The organism is Laedolimicola ammoniilytica (assembly GCF_025567165.1).
GTDB classification, from domain to species: Bacteria; Bacillota; Clostridia; order Lachnospirales; family Lachnospiraceae; genus Laedolimicola; species Laedolimicola ammoniilytica.
In genome coordinates this window covers 22,051-47,448 of the sequence record NZ_JAOQKC010000007.1, presented here as the reverse complement: position 1 = coordinate 47,448, position 25,398 = coordinate 22,051, and the positions used below count along the sequence as shown (strand labels likewise).

The 25,398-nt window shown below is 55.0% G+C and carries 23 protein-coding genes; all 23 read left to right on the top strand.

Going from position 1 to position 25,398, the window contains the following annotated elements; translation table 11 throughout:
• Positions 1-9: 9 nt before the first annotated feature.
• The 23 genes from OCV63_RS06770 (at position 10) to OCV63_RS06660 (ending at position 25,351) form a co-directional block, all read left to right on the top strand.
• Complete coding sequence (locus OCV63_RS06770; protein WP_158363023.1) at positions 10-1,713, top strand: MORN repeat-containing protein; 1,704 nt, start codon at positions 10-12, stop codon at positions 1,711-1,713.
• Between the two features lie 17 nt (positions 1,714-1,730).
• Positions 1,731-2,297, top strand: a complete 567-nt coding sequence (locus tag OCV63_RS06765) for a Pvc16 family protein (RefSeq protein WP_158363021.1) — start codon at positions 1,731-1,733, stop codon at positions 2,295-2,297.
• 15 nt (positions 2,298-2,312) lie between these two features.
• Positions 2,313-2,990, top strand: a complete 678-nt coding sequence (locus OCV63_RS06760) for a hypothetical protein (RefSeq protein WP_158363019.1) — start codon at positions 2,313-2,315, stop codon at positions 2,988-2,990.
• Positions 2,991-3,022: 32 nt separating this feature from the next.
• Complete coding sequence (locus OCV63_RS06755) at positions 3,023-3,415, top strand: DUF4280 domain-containing protein (RefSeq protein ID WP_158363017.1); 393 nt, start codon at positions 3,023-3,025, stop codon at positions 3,413-3,415.
• Between the two features lie 71 nt (positions 3,416-3,486).
• Positions 3,487-5,205: a phage tail sheath subtilisin-like domain-containing protein gene (locus tag OCV63_RS06750; protein WP_158363015.1), complete on the top strand. Its 1,719-nt coding sequence runs from the start codon at positions 3,487-3,489 to the stop codon at positions 5,203-5,205.
• A 37-nt stretch (positions 5,206-5,242) separates the two neighbouring features.
• A complete protein-coding gene (locus OCV63_RS06745) occupies positions 5,243-5,683 on the top strand; it encodes a phage tail protein (RefSeq protein ID WP_158363013.1) in 441 nt (146 codons plus the stop codon).
• Positions 5,684-5,767: 84 nt separating this feature from the next.
• The gene (locus OCV63_RS06740) at positions 5,768-6,136 is read left to right on the top strand and encodes a phage tail assembly protein (RefSeq protein ID WP_158363010.1); all 369 of its coding nucleotides are present in this window, start codon (positions 5,768-5,770) and stop codon (positions 6,134-6,136) included.
• A 41-nt stretch (positions 6,137-6,177) separates the two neighbouring features.
• Entirely contained in the window at positions 6,178-6,312 is a 135-nt protein-coding gene (locus OCV63_RS06735; protein ID WP_262670681.1) for a DUF6760 family protein, read from the top strand.
• A gap of 18 nt (positions 6,313-6,330) precedes the next feature.
• Entirely contained in the window at positions 6,331-6,789 is a 459-nt protein-coding gene (locus OCV63_RS06730; protein WP_158363006.1) for a phage tail protein, read from the top strand.
• A gap of 22 nt (positions 6,790-6,811) precedes the next feature.
• Positions 6,812-9,397: a hypothetical protein gene (locus OCV63_RS06725; RefSeq protein ID WP_158363004.1), complete on the top strand. Its 2,586-nt coding sequence runs from the start codon at positions 6,812-6,814 to the stop codon at positions 9,395-9,397.
• The gene (locus OCV63_RS06720) at positions 9,398-10,120 is read left to right on the top strand and encodes a CIS tube protein (protein ID WP_158363002.1); all 723 of its coding nucleotides are present in this window, start codon (positions 9,398-9,400) and stop codon (positions 10,118-10,120) included.
• 22 nt (positions 10,121-10,142) lie between these two features.
• Complete coding sequence (locus tag OCV63_RS06715; protein WP_158363000.1) at positions 10,143-11,234, top strand: phage late control D family protein; 1,092 nt, start codon at positions 10,143-10,145, stop codon at positions 11,232-11,234.
• Positions 11,231-12,010 carry a phage baseplate assembly protein V gene (locus OCV63_RS06710; RefSeq protein WP_158362998.1) on the top strand — a complete coding sequence of 260 codons (780 nt, stop codon included), beginning with the start codon at positions 11,231-11,233 and terminating at the stop codon, positions 12,008-12,010. Before OCV63_RS06715 ends, OCV63_RS06710 begins: the two co-directional genes overlap by 4 nt.
• Positions 12,011-12,050: 40 nt before the next feature.
• Positions 12,051-12,464, top strand: a complete 414-nt coding sequence (locus OCV63_RS06705; protein ID WP_158362996.1) for a GPW/gp25 family protein — start codon at positions 12,051-12,053, stop codon at positions 12,462-12,464.
• A 21-nt stretch (positions 12,465-12,485) separates the two neighbouring features.
• Entirely contained in the window at positions 12,486-15,332 is a 2,847-nt protein-coding gene (locus OCV63_RS06700; protein WP_158362994.1) for a baseplate J/gp47 family protein, read from the top strand.
• Positions 15,326-17,173, top strand: coding sequence for a baseplate J/gp47 family protein (locus OCV63_RS06695; protein WP_158362992.1), 1,848 nt, complete (start codon positions 15,326-15,328; stop codon positions 17,171-17,173). The genes OCV63_RS06700 and OCV63_RS06695 overlap by 7 nt, the downstream gene beginning before the upstream one ends.
• A 19-nt stretch (positions 17,174-17,192) precedes the next feature.
• On the top strand, positions 17,193-18,284 hold the full coding sequence (locus OCV63_RS06690; RefSeq protein WP_262670680.1) for a hypothetical protein: 1,092 nt from the start codon (positions 17,193-17,195) through the stop codon (positions 18,282-18,284).
• 105 nt (positions 18,285-18,389) lie between these two features.
• Positions 18,390-19,235, top strand: a complete 846-nt coding sequence (locus OCV63_RS06685; RefSeq protein ID WP_158362988.1) for an N-acetylmuramoyl-L-alanine amidase — start codon at positions 18,390-18,392, stop codon at positions 19,233-19,235.
• A 206-nt stretch (positions 19,236-19,441) separates the two neighbouring features.
• Entirely contained in the window at positions 19,442-21,259 is a 1,818-nt protein-coding gene (locus tag OCV63_RS06680) for an efflux RND transporter periplasmic adaptor subunit (RefSeq protein ID WP_262670679.1), read from the top strand.
• 10 nt (positions 21,260-21,269) lie between these two features.
• Positions 21,270-21,983, top strand: coding sequence for an ABC transporter ATP-binding protein (locus tag OCV63_RS06675; RefSeq protein WP_158363173.1), 714 nt, complete (start codon positions 21,270-21,272; stop codon positions 21,981-21,983).
• On the top strand, positions 21,977-23,263 hold the full coding sequence (locus OCV63_RS06670; RefSeq protein WP_158362986.1) for an ABC transporter permease: 1,287 nt from the start codon (positions 21,977-21,979) through the stop codon (positions 23,261-23,263). Before OCV63_RS06675 ends, OCV63_RS06670 begins: the two co-directional genes overlap by 7 nt.
• A gap of 282 nt (positions 23,264-23,545) precedes the next feature.
• On the top strand, positions 23,546-24,115 hold the full coding sequence (locus tag OCV63_RS06665) for a Yae1 family protein (RefSeq protein WP_262670678.1): 570 nt from the start codon (positions 23,546-23,548) through the stop codon (positions 24,113-24,115).
• A 57-nt stretch (positions 24,116-24,172) separates the two neighbouring features.
• Entirely contained in the window at positions 24,173-25,351 is a 1,179-nt protein-coding gene (locus OCV63_RS06660; RefSeq protein ID WP_158362982.1) for an iron-containing alcohol dehydrogenase, read from the top strand.
• The last annotated feature ends 47 nt before the right edge of the window (positions 25,352-25,398 follow it).

Sequence of the window (25,398 nt, the reverse complement as noted above, 5' to 3'; positions counted from 1 at the left end):
AAGAAAGGAATGGGAAGTCTGTTTAAGCTTATAGCAAATGGGATAGCCCGTATGTCTCAGGGAGTACAGGGTTCCTATGCTTTCACATTGTTGGGAAAGGCATTTATAAGGCTTCGTACCGCGGTCATGAATCCCTTCCAGAGGGTAGTACGCCGGGTGCAGCAGCTCTTCAATGCCAATATCATCACATCCAAGCTGGTGACGCCCATCAATGCCAAGGTCCGGAAGGTCCTGAATGGCGAGGCAAAATCCCCCGAGGATTACTTCACCATCGGAAGATTCTGGATCTCGAAAATGCTGGTCTATTTCCTGATACTGGCCGGCTGTGCGGCGGTGTTTATCTATTTCAACTGGATAGCGGCCCCCATGTCGGACACCACGGCGTCGGAGAATGTGACCACCACCGTCTACTACGATTACGATGACGTGAAGTTGGGAGAGTATACTGGAAAGGCCAATATCCGGGCAGCCAACGGCAGCGTGGTCTACACGGGCGATATTGCCGCAGGCGTATGCAAGGGCAACGGCAAGCTGTGGAATCAGGATGGCACCCTGGTTTATGAAGGCGGTTTTGAGAACAACGGCTTCAGCGGGACCGGCACCCTGTACGGCGTGAACGGCGCGGTGCGGTACACCGGAGAATTTAAGGACAATCAGTTTTCCGGAAGCGGAGTCCTGTATTTTGAAAATAAAAACATGGAATATGCAGGTAATTTTGAAAATGGAGCCTTTCAGGGCGAGGGCACGCTATATAACGAGTCCGGAACCATGATATACGAAGGGGAATTCCAGAACGGCGCCTATCATGGCACGGGCGTCAGCTACTATGAGAGCGGCGTGAAGAAGTATGAAGGCGAGTTCTATATGGGACAGCCCCAGGGAAAGGGAATCTCCTACGACGCGTCGGGCCGGAAGCTTTTCGAGGGCCAGTTTGCCAGAGGCGGGATTCAGTATGAAGCTCTCGTGGGCCAGACCCTGGATAAGGTGCTGGAAATGATGGGGGAGAAGCCCTTGGTCTACTACAACGAGGGCAGCACCAGCTTCTTGTTTGAACGGGCCCAGGTGATTCTGAAAGCGGACTGCCTGGTGGAGCTTCAGCTGGACAGCACATCCACCTCGGAGGGCGACAGCTACTACGTGCCCAACGACAATGGCGAGACCCTGGATGAGACGGAGGCCAGCCAGATCCCGGATACCACAGCTACTACGGACAACACGACGACGGCATCCGACGGGACTGTCATTACCATAGAACAGTCAGCGGCGGAGAAGGCCGCAGAGGAAGAGCAGCAGCGGATGTCCAGCCTTCCGGTACTGAACGGTTACCATATCTACTATTATCTGAGTACCGATAAATGGCAGGCGGCAGCAGACCTGGACGGATCCGCCGTCAATATTACGGCAGTAACAGCCTACGGGGACAGCCTGAATGTGGATTTTCTGGAGAAATCCCTGAAGACGCCGGAGAACGGCGGCGTGGGACTGCAGGAGTGCGTGGCCATCGATCGGATCCGAATGGATATTCCGACGGCCTTCAGCTCCGTAAGCTATGAGCTGACAACCAGGAATAAGACTTATCTTGAGGTCAGCGGGGTCAATATGGCGGAAGCCATCTATGAAGAAGTATGTGAAGAGAACAACGTGCGTTACCGGCTCTGTTATGAAATGGACGATCCGGAACAGCTGATGTTCCTTACCGTAGAAAATAAGTAGAAGGAGAGGGCGAATTTATGGCAGATTTTTCGGTGATATCAGATGTGAGCAATGAAGTGCTGAAAGTGCTGCGGGAAAACATCTGTCCGGAATTGATTCAGTCGCCGGAGTCCATCGCGCTGGCTGTACCTACAGACAAAAACGCGGATTTTCAGTTGGGCTTGTATCTGTATGACATTCAGGAGCTGCGGGAATATCAGCAGCAGGATCTGATACGTCTGCGGGGCAATAAAGCCCAGTATCCGCCGAAGCCGCTGAACCTGTTCTTTGCGCTTTTTATCAACACAAAGTCGCAGTTTATGTCCAATATGGAAAATGAGCAGAGAATTCTGGGCAGGGCCATGCAGGTACTGATGGATCATGCGATTCTGTATGAGACAGCGGAGGAAGACGAGGATACGACGGCTTCGGTGACACTCTTACCCTTGAGCTACGAGGAAAAGACCAAAATCTGGTCGGTGCTGTCCGTTCCCTATCAGCTGGGCATCTATTTCAGCGTGGCACCGGTGCTTCTGTCTTCCAGAAGAGTACGGAGCTTCCGCCGCGTAGTGGCAGCAGAATTCGATGTGGCGAACCGGGGATAGACAGGGAGGAATGCGATGATTCGGATGAAGATAGCCTTTGCGCTGCGGCTGGTGGACGATTATTCGGGAAAGGATATCCGAAAAAACAGCTTTCTGTTTTCTATTGGGGAGCGTATCGTGCATCCGGTAGAAAAGGAGAACGGGCTTTATATTTTTCTGGAGCCCCAGGAGGCTGTGACCAGGGTTCATCTGGAGGGTCCCGATTATCACCCCTGTACCGTACAGGTGGAGAAAAAGCATTTGAGCCCGGAGGAACCGGTGGCCGAGGTGCGGATGTACCGGAGGCCGGGCCGGGGCGGCTGTGAATATCTGGAGGGACAGCTTCCGAAGGAGGACGCCCCCTTCCCCAGAAAGGTGTGCTTCTTACGGGAAAAGCCCACAGGGCTTACCTTCCGGGAATTGCGCAGGATTGGGGAAGAGTACTGGTTTTTGTTTCAGGGCTTTACCCGGGAGGATTTAACCGGGAAACCCTGTATGCTGGAAAACAGAGGTGAGTTTTTTCCCTTTGTCATTATGGAAAAACGCGGTATCAATGAATATCGCGTGGAACCGGAGGAGAAACCTCCGGAGCAACTGGAAAAGGGCGGGGCGCTGGTGCGGATATACCGTACGGTAACAGACCAAAACGGAGCCTACGCCATCCCGGTAGGACCGGGAGAAGGAAAAGAAGCAGGAAAGGTCATACCGCTTTAGCGGGAACTGCCTGAAAGGAAAGGGGGTCGAAAATGCCGGTTATTGTGACAGCAGGAGCGCAGCTTATGTGCAGCTTCGGCATGGCGCCGTCTGTACTGAATGTACTTCCGGCTGCGAAGGTTCAATGCAGCAGCATGGCGCCTGCCTGTATCACAGACAATCAGCCGATGGTAAACATTATGCCCTTTGGCATGTGTACCTCCATGGCGAACCCGCAGGTAGCGGCGGCGACTGCGGCAGCGCTTGGAGTGCTTACACCGATGCCCTGCATACCGGTGACGTCAGCACCCTGGGCGCCGGGCAGCCCGACCGTACTGGTCGGTGGGAAACCAGCAGTGAATCACACATGTAAATGCATGTGTAATTGGGGCGGGGTTATCCAGGTGGTAAATCCCGGTCCGGCCACAACAACTATGGTTCCATAGGGTTGTGAAACAAGATATATCATTTGAAAGGAGGAAGGGCGAAGCAGGAAGCTTCGTGCCGAAAAAAGAAAATGGCAGAATATTTATCTCCAGGAGTATACGTAGAGGAATTTGAGTCAGGCTTAAGACCGATGGAAGGTGTGGGAACCAGCACAGCCGGATTCATCGGAATGGCAGAAAAAGGAAAGGTAAGCGGAACGCCGGAATTCGTGACCAGCTTCGCGGATTTCAACCGGAAATTCGGCGGCTATCTGCCGGAGACCACCTACGGTGAGTACCGTTACCTGGCTTACGCGGTAGAGCAGTTCTTTGCCAACGGCGGTTCCCGCTGCTACGTGATGAGAACGGTAGCCTCAGATGCGGCTACAGCAGGCGTGACAGCCAACGGAATCAGTATCCAGGCAAAGAACCCCGGAAAATGGGGAAATGAGATCAAAGTCACCGCAGTAGCGGCTTCCAAGGGAAAGACAGCAGTTACCGAGGTAACTGGCGATGACGCTACCGGTAAGGTATACACCGTAGCCAATGGTTCTGTGTTCGCTGAGGGCGACGTGATTGCCATCCGCAACAACGGCAAAGTAACCGGATACAATAAGATAGCTATGGTACAGGGCAACACCATCACCCTTGTAAATCCGGTGAAAGAGGATCTGGTAGACAAGAATCCGGTTCCGAAGAAGGTACTTTCCGCATGCGAGATGAACATCGAGATCGCGTACCGGGATCAGGTGGAGATCTACGAGGGTGTATCCCTGAACATCGGGGCGGCATCCTATATCGCAAAGGTTCTCTCCAAGTCCGAGCTGGTAGACGTGACCGCAGAGGAAGGCAAGGAGATCGGCAGCCCGTTGGCAGTCTTCGGCGCAGCAGCTGATGCGGAGAAGGCAGTGGTATTCTTGGCAGGCGGCTCTGACGGCGGCAAAAAGGGAATCACAGACGACGTATTTATGGGCAGGGACGGCGGCCCGGGCAAGAGAACCGGTCTGGCAGCCTTTAAAGAACTGAGCAATGTGAGCATCATGGCGATTCCGGGCGTGACAAGTCCGGCCGTTCAGCTGGCGCTGGTAGCGCACTGCACCAACACCGGAGCAAGCTTCGCGGTTCTGGACGTTCCGCAGGATCTGACCAAGCCCCAGGATGTGCTGGCACACAGAGAGAAGATTGATTCCGACTACGCGGCCATGTATCATCCCTGGATTCAGATCTACGACGCGCTGAACAAGAAGCCGGCATACATTCCGCCTTCAGGAGCTGTGTGCGGTATCTATGCGAGAAGCGATGTGGAGAGAGGCGTACATAAGGCTCCGGCCAACGAAGTTGTATACAACTGCATCGGTCTCTCCTGCCTGTACAATAAGGCAGAGCAGGATATCCTGAATCCGGCCGGCGTGAACCTGATTCGCGCGCTTCCGGGACAGGGCATCCGCGTATGGGGCGCAAGAACCTGCTCCAGCAACAGCCTGTGGAAATATGTCAACGTTCGTCGTCTGTTCATCTATCTGGAGGAGAGTATCAAGTCCCAGACCAACTGGGCGGTATTTGAGCCCAACGATGAAATGCTGTGGGCAAGAGTAGGACGTACCATCCGCGCGTTCCTGCGTGACATGTGGAGAAGCGGAGCTCTGGTGGGCAATACGGAGGATCAGGCCTTCTATGTAAATATCGGCAGAGATACCATGTCCCAGAGCGATATCCTGAACGGCCGTCTGATCTGTGAAATCGGCGTAGCGCCCAGCCGTCCGGCTGAGTTCGTAATCTTCCGTATTACACAGTTCATGGAAGAATCATAAGAGCCTGCAAAAAATAAGATAAAGGAGGAATAAAGAGGTGGCATATCCATTTAAAAAATATAATTATAAGGTCGAAATCGACGGTATTACAGAGGCAAGCTTTTCAGAGGTGAGCGGTTTTGACGCAAGTATCGATGTGATTGAGTACCGTACCGGCGACGAGGGCGTAAACTGGTCCCGGAAAATGAACGGTCTGACCAAGTTCGGCAACGTAACCCTGAAATGGGGCATGACAAGCTCCTTAAGCTTCTATGACTGGATTACCTCCGTATCCCAGGGAACCTCCCTGGGCGAGGATCACAACAAGAATGTGACCATCACCCTGTTTGACGACGACGGATCCACCGCGCTGGCAGTGTGGACGCTGACCAATGCATGGCCCAGCAAGTACACCGCACCGGATTTCAATGCAAGCTCCAGTGAGATTGCGTTCGAGAGCGTGGAACTGGTATACGAGTCCATGACAAGAGAGAGCTAAGCAGAACAGAGGAGAGAGACAGGGGAAAAGGGCCGGAAGGCCTTCCCCTGTCTCTGATATATCATCTGACGGGAAGGAGAACCTATGGAACTGATTACGGAATTTGAATTTGAACTGCCGAGAGGCTATCTGGATGAAAATGGGGAGCTGCATAAGAAGGGCGTGATGCGGATGGCCACAGCGGCGGACGAGATCCTGCCTTTACGTGATCCGCGGGTAGTCAGCAATCCGGCGTATCTGACCATTATTCTTCTGTCCAGGGTTGTGACCTCTCTGGGAACGCTGGCCAATATCCGCCCCAATACCATTGAGAAGCTGTTTTCCGCAGATCTGGCTTATCTGCAGAATATGTATCAGCAGATCAATTCCATGGAGGAGCTGACGGAGACCTGCGTGTGTCCGGCCTGCGGGGAGAAGTTTAAGAAACCTATAAATTTTACGAGAGCGGAATAACCGTCTATCCCAAGGACGAGCTTTACCGGGAAGTGGCCTTTGTGGCATACTATTTTCACTGGGATTACGAGACGGTCATGCAGATGGATCATATGACCAGACGGAGATTCTGCGCGGAGATATCGGAGATCCATAAGAAGATCAGCGGAAAGCCGAAAAATATTTTTGAACTGTAGACAGGGGGGACAAAAGCCGTGGCAGAGAACGGAGAAAACCGGCGTAGAAGTTATAATTTTATCGTGTATCTGGAAGGAAAGCGAATCGGCTTTGAGCGTCTGTCCGGTCTTTCCGAGGAAGAAAATTTCGAAGTTCTGCGGGAGGGCGGTTGGAACAGAGCCGTCTATGCCCTGGTCTCCGGGGGAGGCAGGCAGGAGAGAAGCCTGACGCTGGAACGGGGAGTCCTGGAACGGGAAATGGAGTTCCGGCTTTATCAGCCCGGTTATCGGTTCCGGGAAGAGGTGGCCATCTATGTGGCAGACCAGAAGGGTGAGATAAAGAAGGAATATTATCTGGCGGGCGCTTATATCAGACGGATCAGCCTGAATGAATTTTCCGCCAGGGACAGCGGTCTTCAGGTGGCCAGCATTGAGCTGGGATATGAAACCCTGGAGGAGGAAGGCAGCAGGGACAGCGGCGCGTGGCGCAAGCTGTAGAAAAAAGTAAGGAGTGACCGGAATGCGGAATCAGTTTCTGGGCTTTGCCAATCAAATTATAGCGCAGCATACCCAGGGGGGCGGACCCTTCGATTCCGCTGCCATGATTTTCCCGGAAGCGGCAGAGCAGGACGCCGGGGAAACAGTGCAGAACAGCTATGTGACCAACCTGTACCGGATTCAGCGCATCACAGAAGAGAACCATCTGTATCAGCAGAATTTTCAGCTGCTGAATCAGCTGTATGAGAAGCAGGTGTTCCGGAATCTCTATCCTACCGTAGAGAAACAGGTGGAAAAGCTCATCAGCCGGGAACTGCCGGAGGCGGAGGAAAAGCTGGCGGCGCGCATGGCAAAGGAGATCCACGAGCTGGTGCGGGAGGGTGGTACCAAACAGCTGACAGTGCTGAAAGAACGGCTGGAAAAGACAGAGCGGGAGACGCTGGAGAAGGAGCTTCGGCGGGAGCGGACGCACACGGAACGTCTGGAGAAGGAGCTTCAGCGGGAGCAGACCCATACGGAGCGCATCCGGGAGGAGTTGCGGACTGAGGTTCAGAAAGAGCGGATCCATACGGAACGGATCCGGGAGGAACTTCAGCGAGAACAATTCCACACGGAGCAGACAGAAAGAGAACAGATTCATACAGAGCAGGTGCGGACAGAAGCGGAGCTTCAGACAGTGCCTGTACACACAGAATCCATGAGAGAGGAGCTTCGTACCGTACCTGCGGATACGGAGCACAGATACAGAGAACAGGGTCGCGGAAGCGGCCGGGGCGCGGAGCCCGGACAGGAAAAGAAGCCGGGAGAGACGGCACCGTCCGGAGACAGGGGCGCGCAGGAGATTTGGAAACTCCGGGAGAAGGAGATCCGGGACAGAGAAGTTCTGGAAAAAGAGATTCAAACGAAAGAAATTCAGGAAAAAGAAGTCAGAGAGAAAGAAATCCGAGAGAAGCAGCTGGTGCTGCTTCGAAAAATCGAGAATATATATAACAGCAGTTATCGGGCAGAACTCCGGATACCGGGAAGAAGAATCGGGAACGCGGGGGCGGCGGTGATGACAAATGCCGCAGCCGGATCGTCCGAAAGCGCCATCCGGAGTAATGCCGGGTCTGCGCCATCCGAAATCGAGCGGCTTCTGCTCCGCACAGAGCGGATGCTGGACGTATCGACAGGGTATCTTCCCATGTCCCTGCTCTACGATATGGAAGAGCAGGAAGCGGCGGAGAAACAGGGGCAGAAAGCTGCCGAAAGCGAAGCGTGGAAGTCAGATGGGTCAGTGCAGAACCAGACCGGACGAAGAGACGTGACAGAGACACCCGGGACGCAGCGGAACCGGCAGCAGAGCACGGTGGAACCGATGCAGCTGGTACAGCGGCAGAATCAGATGGAGCCGATGCAGAGAGAGCAGCGCGCAGAACAGCTGTCCATACCGGGAAGCCGGTGGCAGAGTCCTGCGGAAGCAAAAAACGCGCCAGGGCAGACGCAGATTACTTCCGGGACGCCCGGACGGCCTATCGGGCAGATGCCTGTGGAGGCGGGACAATTCCGGACGCCGGGTTATGGGATTTCCGGACAGCCAATTCCGGGAGATTCGGAGCGCGGCAACCAGGCGCGGCCGGAGCTGGCGGAGGTACCGATGGTTCACGCAGCCAGTGAGATGACCGGGCCGGAGGAGGCCGGAGAGAACACAGGAAGATCCGCGGAACCGGGAAAGCTTCCGGGCGTTGCAGAGCAGGCAGTACAGGAGACCGTACAGAACACGGTACAGAAGATTGTACGGGAAACAGTGGAGAACGTCCTGCAGAATACCGTAGAGAAGACAACCGGGCATATTATAGAAAAAAAGATAGAAAAAGAGACAGAAAAAAAGGTTCCGCAGACGGCGGAGCAGAGAACTCTGCAGACCATCGTGGAGAATCGGGTCCGGGATACCGTTCAGCATACGGCAGGCTACCGGATGCTGCAAAAGGCAGCACAGCCGGGCATACCGGGCGACAGCTGGGGCATACCCCGGACTGAGAATGGATTTCAGCCGGTGGAAATGCTGCAGGGCGAAACCCTGGAGGCTATGCAGCCACTGGGAACGCCGGGGCTGCCCTATCCGCTGCAGCTGCAAAGCCCGGGAGTGATTCCACAGGCGGCGCAGACACGGCAGGCCGCCAGGAACGGTCAGACAACCCTGATACAGGCTTTTCAGAGGCAGGCAGCCGGCAGACGGGCCGTCTCAAGACAGCCGTCTCCCGGACAGGCTTTGGAGACTGCGCCCATGATTTATCCCGAGGACCGGGAAGCAAAAGAGCAGGAGGCAAGCCGCCGGCAGATGCAGGAGCATATCCGCAATGTAACCGAAGAGCTTCAGGAGGTCCGCCGGAGCGTGCGGACCGAGAAGCAGCTCCAGGTGGAAAAGCAGCGGGAGATCGTGCGCGAGGTGATCACGAAGGAGCCGGGACTGTTGGACGAGGGCGCGCTTCCGGCCTATGTGGGACGGCAGGTTCAGAAGGAAGTGGAACGCCGGATGGATGAGAGCCTTCAGAATATGAGCAACCGGGTATACCGGAAGCTGGAGCAGAAGCTCCGGACTGAGCGGGAAAGGAGAGGACTGGTATAGATGAGCACAGAGGCGAGACAGAAACTGATATACGGGGACGGCGCTCTCCAGAGGGCGCGGCTCTCCTACAATACTCAGAAGGGAAAGAAGAATACCATACCGGTACAGTTTAACCCTACCGAATATGCGATCAACCGCAGCGTGAAGTACAAGCGCCACAACGGGCAGGGAGAGGAAGCTCATCCGAAGAATACCCAGGCTTCGGGAAGCGAGCTGGCTACTTTAAGGGTCAGCCTGATTCTGGATACCTCCACAGAGCTGCAGGAGTATCAGATGCCCAAAGGCCTGTCCAAATATCTGGACAGCAAGGACGAGCTGACGGAGATCTGCCGGGATTTGGGCATGATTATGAAGCGGACAGCGGAGAATCATGAACCCAGCATGGTGCTGTTCGAGTGGGGCAGCATGGCCTTCTATGGACACGTGACCTCCCTTGGAATCAGCTATCAGATGTTCAACCGGAACGGTATGCCGGTGCGGGCCCGCCTGGATATGGAGATCGAGGGCGAGGACAAAAAGATCCTGAATGAGATCGGGGCCAATCCCCATGAGTCGCCGGATCGGACCAAGTACCGCCGGATTAACCAGAAGGAAGAGCTGTGGATGCTGGCGGCGGAAGAGTACGGTGATCCGGGCAGCTGGCGGGCCATCGCGGAGGAGAACGGCATCTTAAATCCCAGAAAAGTGGATTATACTAGAAGATTGAAGGTTCCGGCGCTGTAGAGGACAGACGGAGGGTGCGGATATGGATATGATGAAGGGAAGCACAAGCTTCCGTGCTCTGAGAGATAAATATAAGGACTTTTCCGCCCCGTCTGTGGAGATTACGGTGGGATCGGAAAAGCTTTCGGAGAAAAAGGCGGATATCCAGGAGATAGAGGTGGAACTGACCAGCGGCTTCGAAGCCTCCGGCTGCGTGTTTTACGTGGACGGAGCCTATCGGGTGAAGGATACGGCCTTTGACAAAAAGATTGCGGACAAGCTCCAGATAGGGGAAAGTGTAAAAATAAAACTGGGATATATTTCCAGGGAAGAAGTGTTCCGGGGTTATATTTCCCAGGTGGAATACCAGCATGGCACCGAGGAGGACGATTACCGGATCCGGGTGGAGTGCATGGACATCAAAGGCCTTCTTATGAAGACCAGGAGAATGGAATTTTTTACCCAGAAGAGCGCGGACGCGGTGGTGAAGGCGATTCTGGGAGAGACGCCGGTCAGCAGCTATCTGGCCGGAAAGGAGATCGACTCCTGTAAGGAGGAGGAGGTTCCGCTCCGGAGCCATATGATGACCGACTACGAGGTGATCGTAGAGCAGGCGGAGAAGCAGGGCTATGAATTCTTTATCATCCAGGGCAAGGCTTATTTCCGAAAAAGGCAGAAGGTCACTTCAGCGCTGATGACGATGGGACCGGCCCAGGGAATCCTGAACGCCCGGTTCTCCATGTCGGCGCAGCCGCTGGTGAAGAAGATTGAGATCCGCTCCATCGACCCGGAGAGCGGCAAGCAGATCAAAGGAGAAGCATCTCTGTCCGGAAGTTTCGGGAAGCAGTCGGGCAAGCTTCTGGGCAATTCCAGGCAGGTTTACTATGAGGCAGGGGTGAAGGATGCGGCGGAAGCCAAGGCCCGGGCCCAGGCACGGATGAACAGGCTGGTTCAGGAGTTCGGCGCCCTGGAATGCGAGTGTGTGGGAATTCCGGAGCTGGTGCCGGGACGCTTCGTGGAGGTGAAGCACCTGTCAGCCCAGGCGGACAGAAAGTATTATATTACCTATGTGCGCCATGTGTTGAATGAGGACGGATACCGGACGTATCTGAGAGCGGGAGTGAGCAGTCTATGAATTCGATTACGGATTTATTTCAGAGAGAAAATGAATATTACGACGGGCAGCACGCGCCGGGCTTCGTCCAGGGAACTGTGGTGGAGAACAACAACGCGGAGTATAAGGGCATGGTCAAGGTGGAATTCACGGTCTGGGAGTCTGGCAAGAACATGTGCGAGTGGGTGCGGCTGCTGGCTCCGTATACGGGCAAGGATTACGGAACCTACTGGGTGCCGGAGATCGACGAGACCGTGCTGGTGGGCTTTATCGGCGGCAGCCTGAAGCGCCCCTTTCTGCTGGGCAGCCTGTATCCCAGCGGCGCGTCCCTGGTGTCGGAGAATTTCGATAAGAAGAATGTGAAAAAGCGGGTGAAGACCAAAGGCGGCGTGGATATCGCCATATCTGACGAAGATGGAAAGCAGAGCATTACCGTCACGACGCCGAAGGGAAGCACGCTGGTTATCGACGATGAGAAGCAGTGCTGTAAGCTCTCAGACAAGGAGGGCAAGAACGGCATTCAGCTGGATTATAAGAACGGCAAGGCGGAGCTTCTGGCGGAGAAAACCATCTCCATCAAGGCCGGAAGCGTGGAGCTGTCGCTGGACGGAAACGGGGGCAGCATCAGCCTGAAGGCGAAAAAGATCGCTCTGACAGCGGACAATGAGATCGGCATGAAGGCCAATTCCGCCTGGAAAGCGGAGGGCGCACAGGTGGATGTGAAGGCTCAGGCCAAGATGAATCTGCAGGCCTCCGGCCCGGTGGCCGTAAAGGGAGCCATGGTACAGATTAACTAGGATACAGACAAAGAACACAGCGGGAAAGGAAGAAACAGGCATGGAAGATTCAAGGGCTTTTCTGGGAAGGGGATTTGCTTTCCCGCCCAAGGTGGATCCGGTGACAGGAAAATTCCGGATGACGGAAGGGGAAGAGGATATCCGGCAGGCCATCTATATCATTCTGATGACCAGACTGAAGGAGCGGGCCATGCTTCCGGATTTCGGCTGCAACCTGCAGGATTATATCTTTGATTTGCCGGACGCGGCCTTCGAGGCCGGGCTGATCCGGGAGGCCGAGGACGCGCTGACCCGTTATGAGCCGCGGATCCGGCATGTGAATGTGACCGTAGACAGAAGAAACCTGACGGGCGGAACGATTTATCTGAATATCAGTTACGACGTGCGGGCGACAAATAATCCCAACAACCTGGTATTCCCCTACTATTTGGAGGAGGGAATCGGCGAGCTTTAAGGCATGAGGAGGAGAAAAAGCATGGAGAGACATTCCGAACATGAAAAACTTCAGAAGCTGATGCGTTCCTATGTGCCGGAGTTCGCCTATGAGCCGGGTGGAAAGGACGCCGGTTCCGTGCTGACGGATCTCTGCGGGGACATGATGGCCTCCTGCGAGGAGCGGTATGAGGGCGTCATCGACAAGCACCGGATTCAGTATCTGAATCTGTTCGACGGACTGATCCGGGAGCCGGTCAGCGCGTCCAGAGGTTATGTGCAGTTCCAGCCGGTGGAGGGCTATGAGGGACTGGTACCGGTGCCTAAGGGAACCCGGGTGCTGGCATCCGGGGATCAGGGCGAGGAGCTGGTATTTTCCGCGGAGCACGGGATCACGGCCACAGACGTACATCCGGAGCTTATCGTGGTGACGGATCGGGAACTGGGTAAAATTGTAAAAAAAGAATATCGGCAGGAAGAGCCTTTCACAGCCTTTGGAATCGAGGGAACGAACAGTACCACCCATCGCCTGTACCTGTGCTTTGAACAGCTCTTTGACGGACTTCCGGAGCTGGATTTGTGCGTCCATGTGAAGGCAGCCGGGGAAAAGGCCAGGGAAGAACTGCTGTCTGCGTTTACTTCATCGGATTTCTGCTGGTCGATTCTGGAACCGGATGGGGAAGAACGCGTATTTCCGGTGGCAGAGCGGGACGGCGACGCCGTGCATCTGAAGCTGTCGCCCTATATCCCGCAGAAGACCCGGCTGGGTCAGAAGGAGGGCTACTATCTGGCCCTGACCTGTATCGGGGAGATGAAAAAGCTATATCTGCAGGGACTTTCCGTATCTCTCAGCCGGGAGGGCAAGGCACCCGGGGAGATTCGCCTGAATGGCAATCCGGAGTTTGGCACAAGCTTCTATCCTTTTGGAAAGCCGCTGGGCCTCTACAATGAGACCGTCTTTGAGGACGAGGAGGTTCTAAGCAGGAGAGGGGCGAAGCTGAAGCTTTCCTTCCGGCTGGACTACCGGCTTCACGAGGAACGGCCGGAGGTACCGGAGCTGGATCTGGAATACAAAGCCATCATGAAAAAGCCGAAGAAGCCCCTAAGCGTCCGGGCCGCGGAAGTGCTGGCGGAGGACGCAGTCTGGGAATACAGAAGCCTGGTGGGCTGGAAGCCGCTGTTTCGGGAGCCACACAGGAGATCCATGTTCAACGGATCCACCGAGGGCGCAGTTGCCCTAGAATTCATCTGCCCGGAGGATATGGCGGATTATGAGGAAAACGGAGAAGGAAGAATCCGCGTGAGACTGCTGCAGGCAGAGAATATCTATAAGATGCCCGCCGTCTACAAGTGCCCGATGATATCCGTTCCGACCCTTTCCTATTCCTATGAGGAAGCGCCAAAGGAGCCGGACGGCGTGGTGACCTGCAACAATTTCGACGAGCAGGATATCACGGAGAGCCTGAAGGCGGGGGGCGGCACCCTTCTTTTCTACGAGACAGAGAACCGGCAGCGGACCATGTATCTGGGCTTTGACCGTTCCATGGCGGGACTGCCCTTCAGCCTGTATTTTGAAATCGAGAATTATGGGGACCGGCCGGTCCGCTTCCGGACAGAATATCTGACAGAGCAGGGCTTTCTGCCCGTGCGGACAGAGGATTACACCGAGGGCTTCTGCGGATCCGGCAATCTGCTGCTGATGATTCCCCAGGACGCAGTGCGCAGGAAGCTCTACGGATACGAGGGTTATTTTATCCGATTTATCAATGAAAATAAAGAGAACCCGGAGTATGAGCTTCCGCTGATCCGGGGGATCTATCCGAATATGGTCCGGGTAGTCAATGTCAATACGGTGACGGAGGAATTCTACCTGGATAACCTGGAGGACGCAGTCTCCATCCAGCTTTCCCAGCAGAACCTGCTGAAGGCCAGAGTGGAGGTGCTGGAGAGCCACGGGGAGGAGCGGATCTATGTGGAATGGAAGCTGGGCAATCCCATCTGCGACAGTGGACGGATCTGTCAGCTGGACATGGCCTCCGGCGAGCTCCAGTTCCGGAAGCACGCGTTTGCCGGGTATCCGGTTCCGGAGGACGGGCCGCAGATTCGGGTGTCCCACAGTAATTACGGGGGCAGCAAAGCCAATGTACCGGCGGATCGCATCCGGGTGCCGGGCACGGCCATCCGCTATCTGGCGGGAGTGACGAATCCGTTTCCCACCTACGGCGGCTATGACGGTTATACCGAGGAGACGACCATGGATCTGGTGGCTGGCATGCTGCGGACCAGAGGGCGCGCGGTGACGGAGAGCAGCTTTTTCGACATGATTTCCCAGGCGGCCTACGGCGTCCGCAAGGTGCGCTGCTGTAACCATACAGACGCCCAGGGAAACCGGGAGGACGACAGCGTAACCATAGCGGTTCTGGTGGAGGAGTACGAAAAGGGAGCCCATGTATTTTCCGGCGTGAAACGGCAGATCCGGGAACGGCTGCTGGCGGACAGCGCCCTGACAGCTTCCGGCAAGATGCTGACTCTGATTCAGCCTCATTTTATCCGGATGAACGTCCGGGTGTGGATGGAGCGGGAATCCATGGAACAGGCCTATGAGCTGCAGCAAGAGACGCTGGGACTCATCCGGACCTTCCTGAACCCTCTGGAGGGCGGTATGGCCGGAAAGGGCTGGGAGATCGGAGAACTGCCCACGCCAGCCCAGTTGACGGCTTTCTTAAGAACCCGCATCGAACATTCCGGGATCTCCAGAATGGTGATGACCGCTCTGGTGGATGGAAGAGAGGTAGCCGTGGACGAAAGCTTCTATGAGAACCGGAAGGATCCCTTCGCAATGGCCGTGAGTGGTGAACATATGGTATATATCGAGGTGAGCGCATGTTAAAAGTACCCCAGTTGGATCAGGTGACTTATGAGCAGATAAAACAGAGAGCTGTCAGCCGGATTCCGGCCCTGACAGCGGAGTGGACGGATTTCAACAGCCATGATCCGGGTATTACGGTGCTGGAGCTGTATGCATGGCTGACTGATATGCTGGACTATTACATGGATGCCACAGGGGACGCCCATGTGGAAAAATACCTGAAGCTTCTGGGAATCCGCCCGAAGACGGCCCGGCCAGCCAGCGGCTACGTGGTGCTGGAAGGAGCCGGGGACGGGGTGATTCCCGGCGGAACCGTGCTGCTGGCCGGGGACATTCCCTTTGAGACAAAGGGAGAGTACCGGGTGGAGACGAACCGGTTCTGCGCATTTCTCCGGGAGGAGGACGGGGAGCTTTCAGATCTGACGGCTTTCGCAGGCGTGGACGGGGATTACGCCGAGATGTTCCGGGCAGGAACATGGAGATCCCAGGCGGCGTATTTCGGATTCGCGAAGCCCCTGCAGCAGGGAGACGCCCTGTATCTCTGCGTGGAGCAAAATGAAAAACGAAATCTCTTTTCTGAGCCGATCTGCCTGGCAGAATTGAAATGGCAGATTTTTACAGAAAATGAATGGACGGATATCGAAGTGGAGGACGACACCTGCGGCTTCCTGCGAAGCGGTTTTGTGCGGCCTGCTTTGGCCGGGGATATGCAGCCGCTGCGCCCGGGGCCGGATCTGCCGGAGGCTTATTATATCCGCGCGGTGTTGAAGGAAAATACCTACGACTGTTCGCCAAGGCTCGGCCGGGTCTTTGTGAATCCGCTTCCGGTGGAACAGCGGAGAACCATTTGCCGGGAAGGAGAACGGCTGGAAGGGCTCCGGATCGGCGTCACCGACGGCTGCGCAGGGCAGGAGCTTCTGTTTGACTATCCGGATGCCTGGAAGTTTTCGCTGCTAATCTGCGGAGTGGATGGGGAGACAGCGGTCTATCGTTATCGGGAAGACCTGGAAGAGGCAGGTTATGAGGAACAGGTCTTTACCTATGACCGAAGCAGGCAGATGATTCGCTTTGGAGACGGCATTCACGGAGCAGTTCCCCGTCAGAAGCAGGAGATCTATGTCACCGGGCTGGTGACCTCCCTGTGCGGGGCGGGCAATATCCAGGCGGGAGAGCTTCGGACCTTTGAAAATGAGGAAAGCTTTCCGTATAGGATACACAATCCGCTGGCTATCGAGAATGGCAGATCCCGGGAGAGCCTGCGGAAGATGCTGGGGCGGCTGGAGCAGGAACTTTTCACCCAGAGACGGCTGGCGGCCGAGCGTGATTACGAAGAGATCATCGGCAGGACGCCGGGACTGATGCTGGAGAAGGTGCATGTGATTCCGGGCAGAGTTTACGGAGAGCTGCACCGGCAGGAGGCGGGCGCCAATGAGGTGGTCGTTGTGGTGAAGCCCTGGAGTGAGGAAAAATGTCCGGAGCTGAGCCCGATTTACCAGAAAATGTTGGAAGCTTATCTGGAGCCCTTCCGATTGATTAATACCAAGGTGCGGATTGTGCCGCCCCGGTACGTGGGCGTGGAGGTATATGGCCGAATCGCCCTGAAACGGGATACACCGACAGTCCGCAGGGCGGTATGGGAGTGCCTGCAGCAGGAGATCGGCGGAAAAGGGAAGAACTTTGGAGCGGTGATTTCCTATGGCAGGCTGTATACGGCCCTGGAGAATCTGGAGGGCGTAGAAGGCGTGCGGGAGCTGAACCTGGAACGGACGGGCGCCGCCGCGGACAAGAATAACCGGGGCGATCTGCTGCTGCATGAAGATGCTCTGGCCTACTTAAAGGAGACTGCCTTCGAATTCTGCTGATAGAGGAGGAATGCCGGTTATGATGGAGACTGGAAAAAAACTGAATTTTTACCGGCTGGGCCTGAAGGAAGGGAAAACCCGCCGGATGGAGCTGACGGAAAGCTACCGGCTGACCGGGCAGGGAAGCGGCGCGTTCCTTTACCTGGCTCCAGTCTATGATTCCATGGATCTGAAAGGCACCTGGCACCGGCTGGTATTGGAGGGCACTTTCCGGAACTGCAAATACGAGATTTTCGCGGCGGCCGCGGATACGGATCTGTCGGCGGCGGTGGAGCAGCTCTGGGAGGAAGGCCGTTCGCCGGAGGAGGCTTTCGGCGACTGGAAAAGTGTGCGCCGGGTCAATACGCCGGATTTGCTGCTGCATGATCTGGAGGGACGCTATCTGTGGATTCTGATCCGCGTGCTGGGAGCGGGCAGCGACAGCTCTTTTACCATCGAGGGCTTCCGGGTGGAATTCCCCTGGCGGAGCTTCGTGGAATACCTGCCGGAGATCTACCAGGAGGAAGGGCGCGGCTCATTCTTTGAGCGGTATCTCTGCGGCTTCCAGAGCCTGTATGAGGAGCTGGAGGAACGGGTGGAGCGGCTGCCGGAGTACCTGGATTATGAGAGTACGCCTGCGGAAAATCTGCCGCTTTTTGCCGACTGGACCGGCAACCGGGCCGCAGGACGGGAGTATACGCCGGAGCAGCTGCGGATTCTGCTGGGCCGGATGGGCGAGCTGGAGACCGGACGGGGAACCGGACGGGTGCTCCTGGGTATGCTCAAATTCGTCACCGGCCGGGACGCGGTGCTGGTGGAGTATTTCAAATGGCACGACTGGATGAGCCGGAACCGGGAACCGCTTCAGCTCTACCAGCGGCTCTACGGGAAGAATGAGGATACCTTTACGGTGATTCTGGATACCACCGGGGAGGAGCAGCCGGATCGGAGCAGACTGGAACGCCTGATGAAAGAGCTGACCCCGCTGGGGCTGGAGTGCAATCTGGTGCTGCTGAACTGGAGCAGCCATATGGACACCCACTGCTATCTGGATCGGAACAGCCGTCTGTCCAGGCCGGAACAGGCAGGAGCGGCAGGCTTCGTGCTGGACGACAGATATATGCTGGGATAAAGAAGAGGACAGAGGAACAGTCAATGCGGCTGTTCCCCTGTTTTTTTCACGGGCAGGTGTTCCGGTGCATAGGATAGAGAAAGAAGACAGCATACAGGAGCACTTATGGTTGAAAAAATCGTACTTGATCCGGGCCACGGTGGAAAAAATCCCGGCGCGGTCTGTCAGGGCCGCCGGGAGAGCGACGACGCCCTCCGGCTGGCCGTGGCAGTGGGAAATATTCTGGAAGAAAATGGATATGATGTGATCTATACGAGAACAACGGACGCCACTCAGTCGGTGGGGCAGAAGGCAGCCATCGCCAATGAGGAGGGAGCCGACTTGTTTATCTCCATTCACCGGAACGCTTCGGATTATCCGGGCCAGTACAACGGCGTGCAGACCCTGATTTACGATGATTCCGGCTTTAAAAAGGAGATGGCCGAGAATATCAATGCCAACCTGGAGGCATTGGGCTTCCGGAACGCGGGCGTGGATATCCGCCCGAACCTGGTGGTCTTAAACAGCACCCAGATGCCGGCCCTTCTGGTGGAGGCGGGCTTCATCGACAGCGACAAGGATAATCAGCTGTTCGACAGTCGCTTCCAGGCCATGGCCCAGGCCATCGCCGACGGCATCATGGAGACTCTGGAGGAGCCGCCTGTGGCGGCAGAACCCGCCCCGCCGACCACCGGCACGGGCTCCGATGATGTGTCCATGACGGGCCAGCCGGAGGAGCCGCCCGCCCCTGCCGAAGAGCTCTACCGGGTCCAGGCCGGAGCTTACCGGGAGCGCGAGAACGCTGAGAACCTCCTAAGCCTCCTGGAAAATGACGGCTTCCCGGCCTATATCATTTACCATGACGGGCTTTATAAAGTGCAGATCGGCGCTTACGCACGTCTCAGCAACGCCATCGCCATGGAGCGGGAAGTGCGGGAGAAGGGGTATAATACTTATATTACGACCTATTAACAGGTGATAGAACGTCAGCCGGAGTGTGTGTGAAACGCTCCGGCCCGTTTTCTGAATTTCGATTAGACACAGAAAAATCATATTTTCAACACCTTTTCTTCACTTCCTCAACAAAAATCAAACACAATCCCCCTTTACAATAAATACCAGTCAGCGCCGGGTATCAGGCGGAGTGGGAACCAGGCATTTATGAAGGAGGATGAAGCGTGGAGCTGTGGAAGAGAAAATTAAAGGAATTTGATGAAAATTTCGAACAGTCGGAAGAGTTTAAACAGGGTAAAGAAATAGAAAATGGGGAAAAGTTCGGAAAGAAAGAGCCGGGAAAACTGAAGCGCGCGGGTCGGAAGGTCAGAGGTTTCGTGAAGAAGCATAAGGTTCTGACCGTGCTTCTGGTGGTGATTCTGATAGCGGCCATCGCGGCGGGCGTCATCTGGCAGGGCAGGAGCAAAAAGCCACAGATGCAGCCCCTGACGATAGAGACCGCCCAGATAGAAAAAATGGATCTGACCAACTCCGTCAGTGTCACCGGAACCCTGGCCACAGCTAACGGCAAGACTGCCAGCACGACGCTGAAGGATATCAAGGTCACCAAGGTCTACGTGGAAGTGGGAGACGAGGTGCAGGAGGGCGACATCATCTGTACCTTTGATTCCTCGGATATCGAGAAATCTCTGGCAGACGCGAAGAACAACTATGCGGTCAACCAGCAGCTCAGTGCCCTGGACAATTATGAGACCCAGTATCAGGATACTATTTCCAATGCGGAGGATACCCTGCAGGATGCCAGGGACACCCGGGACGCCTATAAAAATGTATATCATAATTCACAGAAGGCTGAAGAGGAAGCCCTGGAAAACCTGAATACGGTAAAGGGCCAGTATGATATGACGGTTCTGAAAAGCGCCTATGACAGTGCTTCCAGCGCGCTGAAGACCGCCCTGGAAGCGGAACTGACGGCTAAGGGAAGCGCGGATCAGATTCTGGATCTGGACAGCTATCTGAGCGCCAATACGACCATTCCGGACAGCTGTAAGAGCGCCTACACGACTTACAGCGAGGCGAAGAAGGCTTACGAGACGGCAGAGAAGGCCATCTCAGACGCGGAGGCGGCCTATGAGCAGGCAAAGAACAACACCTCTCAGGCCTACAATACCTACGAGCAGGCCCAGTCTGAAAAAGATAAGGTACAGGAGCAATATGACAGCACCCTGGAGGAAGCGGAGAAGACTTACCAGAAAGCAAAATTGCAGGATCAGCTGGTGTCGGATGACGACGCCCTGAGCAAGATTGAGGATTATGAGGAACAGCTGAGTGACTGCACGGTTTATGCGTCCATGTCCGGTACTATCACAGCTCTGAACGTGGAAGAAGACAATGTATTTGAGGGCGGCACTATCTACGAAATTCAGGATGTACACAACTTCATCGTAGACGCCACCGTGGACGAGTATGATGTGGTGAATTTGGAAAAGGGTCAGACCGCCTATGTGAAGACCGATTCTCTGGGCAACGAGGAGCTGGAGGGCGAGGTCACCTACGTGGCGCCCGCCGGAACTACCGGCCAGACCATGGGCTCTAATAGCGGCACGGCTTCCTATGAAATTCAGATTACATTGAACGAGCCTCAGGAGAAGCTGCGGGCCGGCATGACGGCCTCCGTCAGCATCGCGCTGGAAGAGAGCAAGGACGCCCTGGCCGTGCCCTATGACTGCGTGCAGACCAATGCAAATGGTGACAGTGTCATTTATGTGGACGACAATGGAGAGAAGAAAGAAGTTCAGGTAACGACGGGAATTGAGACCGATTATTATACCGAAGTGATCAGTGATGAAATCAGCGAGGGTATGACCGTATATCTCTCCACCCCGCTGCAGCAGAGCACAGGACAGAGCGGATCTGAGTCGGAAAACAGCCAGAATGGCCTTAGCTTTGATCTTGGAGGAGGCGCAGGAGGCGGAAACAAGGGCGGCGGCCCCGGCGGCGGAGGAACGCCCGGCGGCGGTGGCGCTCCGGGTGGATTCTAAGGAGGCGGCCATGGCAGAAGAACAGAACATCATTGATTTAAGACAGATCGTGAAACGGTTTTATGTGGGGCAGCCCAATGAGCTGGAGATCCTGCACGGCATTGATTTGCAGGTGAAGAAAGGCGAGTTTGTGTCCATTGTGGGCGCGTCCGGTTCCGGCAAAACCACGCTGATGAACATCATCGGCGTGCTGGACCGTCCCACAGACGGAGCTTATACGCTGGACGGCGTGGATGTGGCAGGCGCAAAGGATAAGGAACTGTCCGGTATCCGTAACCGGAAGATTGGTTTTGTGTTCCAGACCTACAACTTGATCAGCCGCACCACAGCTCTCCGCAACGTGGAGCTGCCCATGATGTATGCGGGGGTGGGAAAAAAGGAGCGGCAGGAGCGAGCCAGATATTATCTGGAAATGGTGGGCATGAGCGAGCGTATGACCCATAGGCCCGACGAGCTGTCCGGCGGTCAGAAGCAGCGGGTGTCCATCGCCAGGGCCATGACCAACGACCCTTCCATTATTCTGGCCGACGAGCCCACCGGAGCCCTGGATTCGGTAACCGGGCGGAAAATCATGGATATCTTCCATAAGCTTCATGAGGAGCAGGGAAAGACCATCGTGCTGATCACTCATTCCAATGAACTGGCTGCTGAGACGGAACGCATCATCACACTAAAAGACGGCAGCATCATCGGAGAGAGAAAGGGGAGTGCGTACAGATGTTGATCGGTGAAAACATACTGCTGGCCCTGAACGGTCTTTTAGCCAACAAAATGCGCGCCCTCCTGACCATGCTGGGTATCATTATCGGGATCGGATCGGTCATCGCCATTATGAGCGTGGGTAATTCCATCAGTACGTCGGTGACCAGCTCCATGGAGGATATGGGCGTCAACAACATTACCCTGGGCGTGTCCCAGAAAAGCACCAGCGAGACCGCCACGGCGGACGGCCGGGTCTTTATGGGCTTTTCCCGGGGCAGTACCATGGATGACGAGGACTATATTACCGATGAAATGCTGGACGCCATGAAGGAGGAATTTGCCGGTTCCATCAGTGAAATTCTCCTGAGTGAGTCCGCAGGCAGCGGCGCCGCCGAGGATGGCAATCTTTCCGCAAATGTGACACTGACCGGCGTCAACGCCGCCTATCTGGAAAATGAGGCCCTGACCCTGCTGGCGGGCCGGACTTTAACTGATACAGATCAGACCAAGGCAAAACGGGTGGTGCTGGTGTCCGATAAGCTGGCGGATACACTGTTTGACGGCGACTATGATGCGGCAGTGGGAAGCGAGCTGCAGGTCTACGTGAGCAATCGTTACTACAGCTACGCCATCGTGGGGGTCTATGAATATGAGGACAGCGGTTTTACAACTGAATCCGATGAGGATATCTCTACCACGCTCTATATGCCTCTGGAGGCGGCACGGAATCAGAACCATTCCACAAGTGGTTATTCGCAGCTAACTATCGTAACGGCCTCCGGCGTGGATTCCACCAGTCTCTGCACGGAGCTGGAAAATTGGTTTAATAACAGCTATTACCGGAACAACGACAGCTTTGAAATCAGCGCCAGCAGCATGGAGAGTATGGTTTCCTCCATGACCAGTATGCTGTCTACGGTGTCCATTGCTATCTCCGTCATCGCAGGCATTTCCCTGCTGGTAGGCGGTATCGGTGTTATGAATATTATGCTGGTGTCCATCACCGAGCGAACCCGGGAAATCGGTACCCGAAAGGCCCTGGGGGCTACCAACGGTTCGATCCGGCTTCAGTTTATTACAGAATCCATCGTCATCTGTCTACTGGGCGGTTTTATCGGCATTGTGCTGGGACTCATTCTGGCAGCGGTGGCGACCAATGCCCTGGGCTACGCGGCGAAGCCCTCCGTGGGCGGTATCGTATTTTCCGTGACCTTCTCGATTCTGATTGGCGTATTCTTTGGCTATTATCCGGCCAACAAGGCGGCGAAGATGGACCCGATCGAGGCACTGCGGTATGAATAGGAAGAAATAAAAGAAAAGGGCTTGTATAATTTAGTATAAATTGGTAAAATAACAGTGTCGATAAAGAATACGTAAAGTCGGAATGACGGATATTCTGTCGGCACTGTTATTTTTTACACGATATGCAGTGCGGTGTCTTCCGCGGCTGTTCACGAAAGATAAAGGTCTGGATTTCAGTTCGAAATCAACACACCCAAAGTACGCCCGAAGGGCGAAGTATGCAAAAATGTAACAGAAAAAAGCTATTCTATGCCCTTGCAGGAAGGAGAAGTAAAACGTATAATGAAAAGGAGAGAACCGGATCGGGAAGAAGGAGAACCTTGTCTGGAGTGTAAAGCGACCGTATTGAATATCAATGCAGGCCGGAATAATGACATGATGCGGAAATGCCGTAGATTATCAGATTATGCGGAGTTCATCGCGCAGATTCGCTGGAAGATGGATGAAGGCTGGTCCCTGGAAGAGGCAACGGAGATTAGCATCAAGCAGTGCATTGACAGGGGAATACTGGCAGATATCCTGACAAAACATGGAACGGAGGTGTGCAGGATGATACTGACAGAGTATGACGAACAGGAAGAACGGGAATATCAGAGAGCAGAAGGTCGTGCAGAAGGTCGGGAGTTAGGCCTGGCAGAAGGCCGGGAGTTAGGTCTGGCGGAAGGGATAGAAAGAGGCGTGAATCTGAGTAGACTGGCTCAGATTCAGAAGAAATACGCCAAAGGAAAGTCTCTGGATCAGATGGCAGAGGAGCTGGAAGAAGAAAAGGAAAAGCTCCGGCCTTTGTACGAACTGGCAGTGAAATATCCGGACAGGACGGCGGAAGAATTATTGGAACTGCTGGAAAAGTAGGATGCCATATCGAAAGAGAACATACAAAAGAGAAAGTGAGACAAAGGAGGAGGTTACATGAACGGATTTCAGTATTACACACCCACAAAGGTAGTATTCGGAAAGGATACAGAACATCAGGCCGGAGCGCTGGTACGGGAGTTTGGCGGAACGAAGGTGTTGGTGCATTACGGAAAGGGAAGCGTGAAACGGAGCGGTCTTCTGGATCGGGTGTTTCAGTCTCTGGACGAGGCAGGAATTCCCTGGGTAGAGCTGGGCGGCGCAGTGCCGAATCCCCATCTGTCCCTGGTTCATGAGGGGATCGAGCTTTGTAAAAAAGAAGGAGTAGACTTCATTCTGGCAGTAGGAGGCGGAAGCGCCATTGACTCTGCCAAGGCCATCGGTTACGGCGTCAAATATGACGGTGAGGTGTGGGATTTTTATGAAAAAATCGCAGTGGCGAAGGACTCCGTCCCGGTAGGCGTGGTGCTGACTCTGGCAGCTACCGGAAGTGAAATGAGCAATTCCTCTGTCATTACTAATGAGGAGGGCTGGCTGAAGCGGGGTTACAGCAGCGATCTGGGCAGGCCCAAATTCGCAATTATGAATCCGGAGCTGACCTATACCCTGCCGGAATATCAGACCATGAGCGGCTGTGTGGATATTATGATGCACACCATGGAGCGGTATTTCTCCCACGAGATGGATACGGAGCTGACGGACAGTCTGGCAGAGGGGCTTTTAAAGACAGTGATGCATCAGGCAAAGATTTTGCTGAAAAATCCGCAGGATTATGACGCCCGTTCTGAAATTTTCTGGGCGGGAAGCCTGTCCCACAACGGATTGACCGGCTGCGGCAGAGTAGGTGACTGGGCCTGCCATCAGCTGGAGCACGAGCTGGGCGGCATGTTCGATGTGACCCACGGCGCGGGACTGGCGGCAGTCTGGGGAAGCTGGGCACGCTACGTATATCTCAATGATGTTCCGCGCTTTGCCAAGTTCGCGGTGAATGTAATGGGTGTTTCTTACAACTACGCGGATCCGGAAAAAACCGTCCTGGAAGGCATTGAAGCACTGGAGGATTTCTTCCGATCTATCCATATGCCCACCAGCATCAGGGAGCTTGGCGTAGAACTGACGGAAGGACAGATTCTGGAACTGGCCTACAAATGCAGTCATATGGATAAGCGGACCATCGGCGGCATTCAGAAGCTGACCAGATCAGATATGGCGGAAATCTACCGGATGGCGAAATAGCCATATTGGCTCTAGCATGTAAAAAATAACGATAAGCAGGTGAAACT

Bases quoted from the DNA above. Each gene is read 5' to 3' on its own strand.
- OCV63_RS06765 (WP_158363021.1), top strand. From the start codon at position 1,731: ATGGCAGATTTTTCGGTGATATCAGATGTGAGCAATGAAGTGCTGAAA.
- OCV63_RS06725 (WP_158363004.1), top strand. From the start codon at position 6,812: ATGCGGAATCAGTTTCTGGGCTTTGCCAATCAAATTATAGCGCAGCAT.
- OCV63_RS06740 (WP_158363010.1), top strand. From the start codon at position 5,768: ATGGAACTGATTACGGAATTTGAATTTGAACTGCCGAGAGGCTATCTG.
- OCV63_RS06705 (WP_158362996.1), top strand. From the start codon at position 12,051: ATGGAAGATTCAAGGGCTTTTCTGGGAAGGGGATTTGCTTTCCCGCCC.
- OCV63_RS06670 (WP_158362986.1), top strand. From the start codon at position 21,977: ATGTTGATCGGTGAAAACATACTGCTGGCCCTGAACGGTCTTTTAGCC.
- OCV63_RS06755 (WP_158363017.1), top strand. From the start codon at position 3,023: ATGCCGGTTATTGTGACAGCAGGAGCGCAGCTTATGTGCAGCTTCGGC.
- OCV63_RS06675 (WP_158363173.1), top strand. From the start codon at position 21,270: ATGGCAGAAGAACAGAACATCATTGATTTAAGACAGATCGTGAAACGG.
- OCV63_RS06770 (WP_158363023.1), top strand. From the start codon at position 10: ATGGGAAGTCTGTTTAAGCTTATAGCAAATGGGATAGCCCGTATGTCT.
- OCV63_RS06660 (WP_158362982.1), top strand. From the start codon at position 24,173: ATGAACGGATTTCAGTATTACACACCCACAAAGGTAGTATTCGGAAAG.
- OCV63_RS06715 (WP_158363000.1), top strand. From the start codon at position 10,143: ATGGATATGATGAAGGGAAGCACAAGCTTCCGTGCTCTGAGAGATAAA.
- OCV63_RS06690 (WP_262670680.1), top strand. From the start codon at position 17,193: ATGATGGAGACTGGAAAAAAACTGAATTTTTACCGGCTGGGCCTGAAG.
- OCV63_RS06750 (WP_158363015.1), top strand. From the start codon at position 3,487: ATGGCAGAATATTTATCTCCAGGAGTATACGTAGAGGAATTTGAGTCA.
- OCV63_RS06700 (WP_158362994.1), top strand. From the start codon at position 12,486: ATGGAGAGACATTCCGAACATGAAAAACTTCAGAAGCTGATGCGTTCC.
- OCV63_RS06720 (WP_158363002.1), top strand. From the start codon at position 9,398: ATGAGCACAGAGGCGAGACAGAAACTGATATACGGGGACGGCGCTCTC.
- OCV63_RS06685 (WP_158362988.1), top strand. From the start codon at position 18,390: ATGGTTGAAAAAATCGTACTTGATCCGGGCCACGGTGGAAAAAATCCC.
- OCV63_RS06695 (WP_158362992.1), top strand. From the start codon at position 15,326: ATGTTAAAAGTACCCCAGTTGGATCAGGTGACTTATGAGCAGATAAAA.
- OCV63_RS06665 (WP_262670678.1), top strand. From the start codon at position 23,546: ATGAAAAGGAGAGAACCGGATCGGGAAGAAGGAGAACCTTGTCTGGAG.
- OCV63_RS06760 (WP_158363019.1), top strand. From the start codon at position 2,313: ATGATTCGGATGAAGATAGCCTTTGCGCTGCGGCTGGTGGACGATTAT.
- OCV63_RS06710 (WP_158362998.1), top strand. From the start codon at position 11,231: ATGAATTCGATTACGGATTTATTTCAGAGAGAAAATGAATATTACGAC.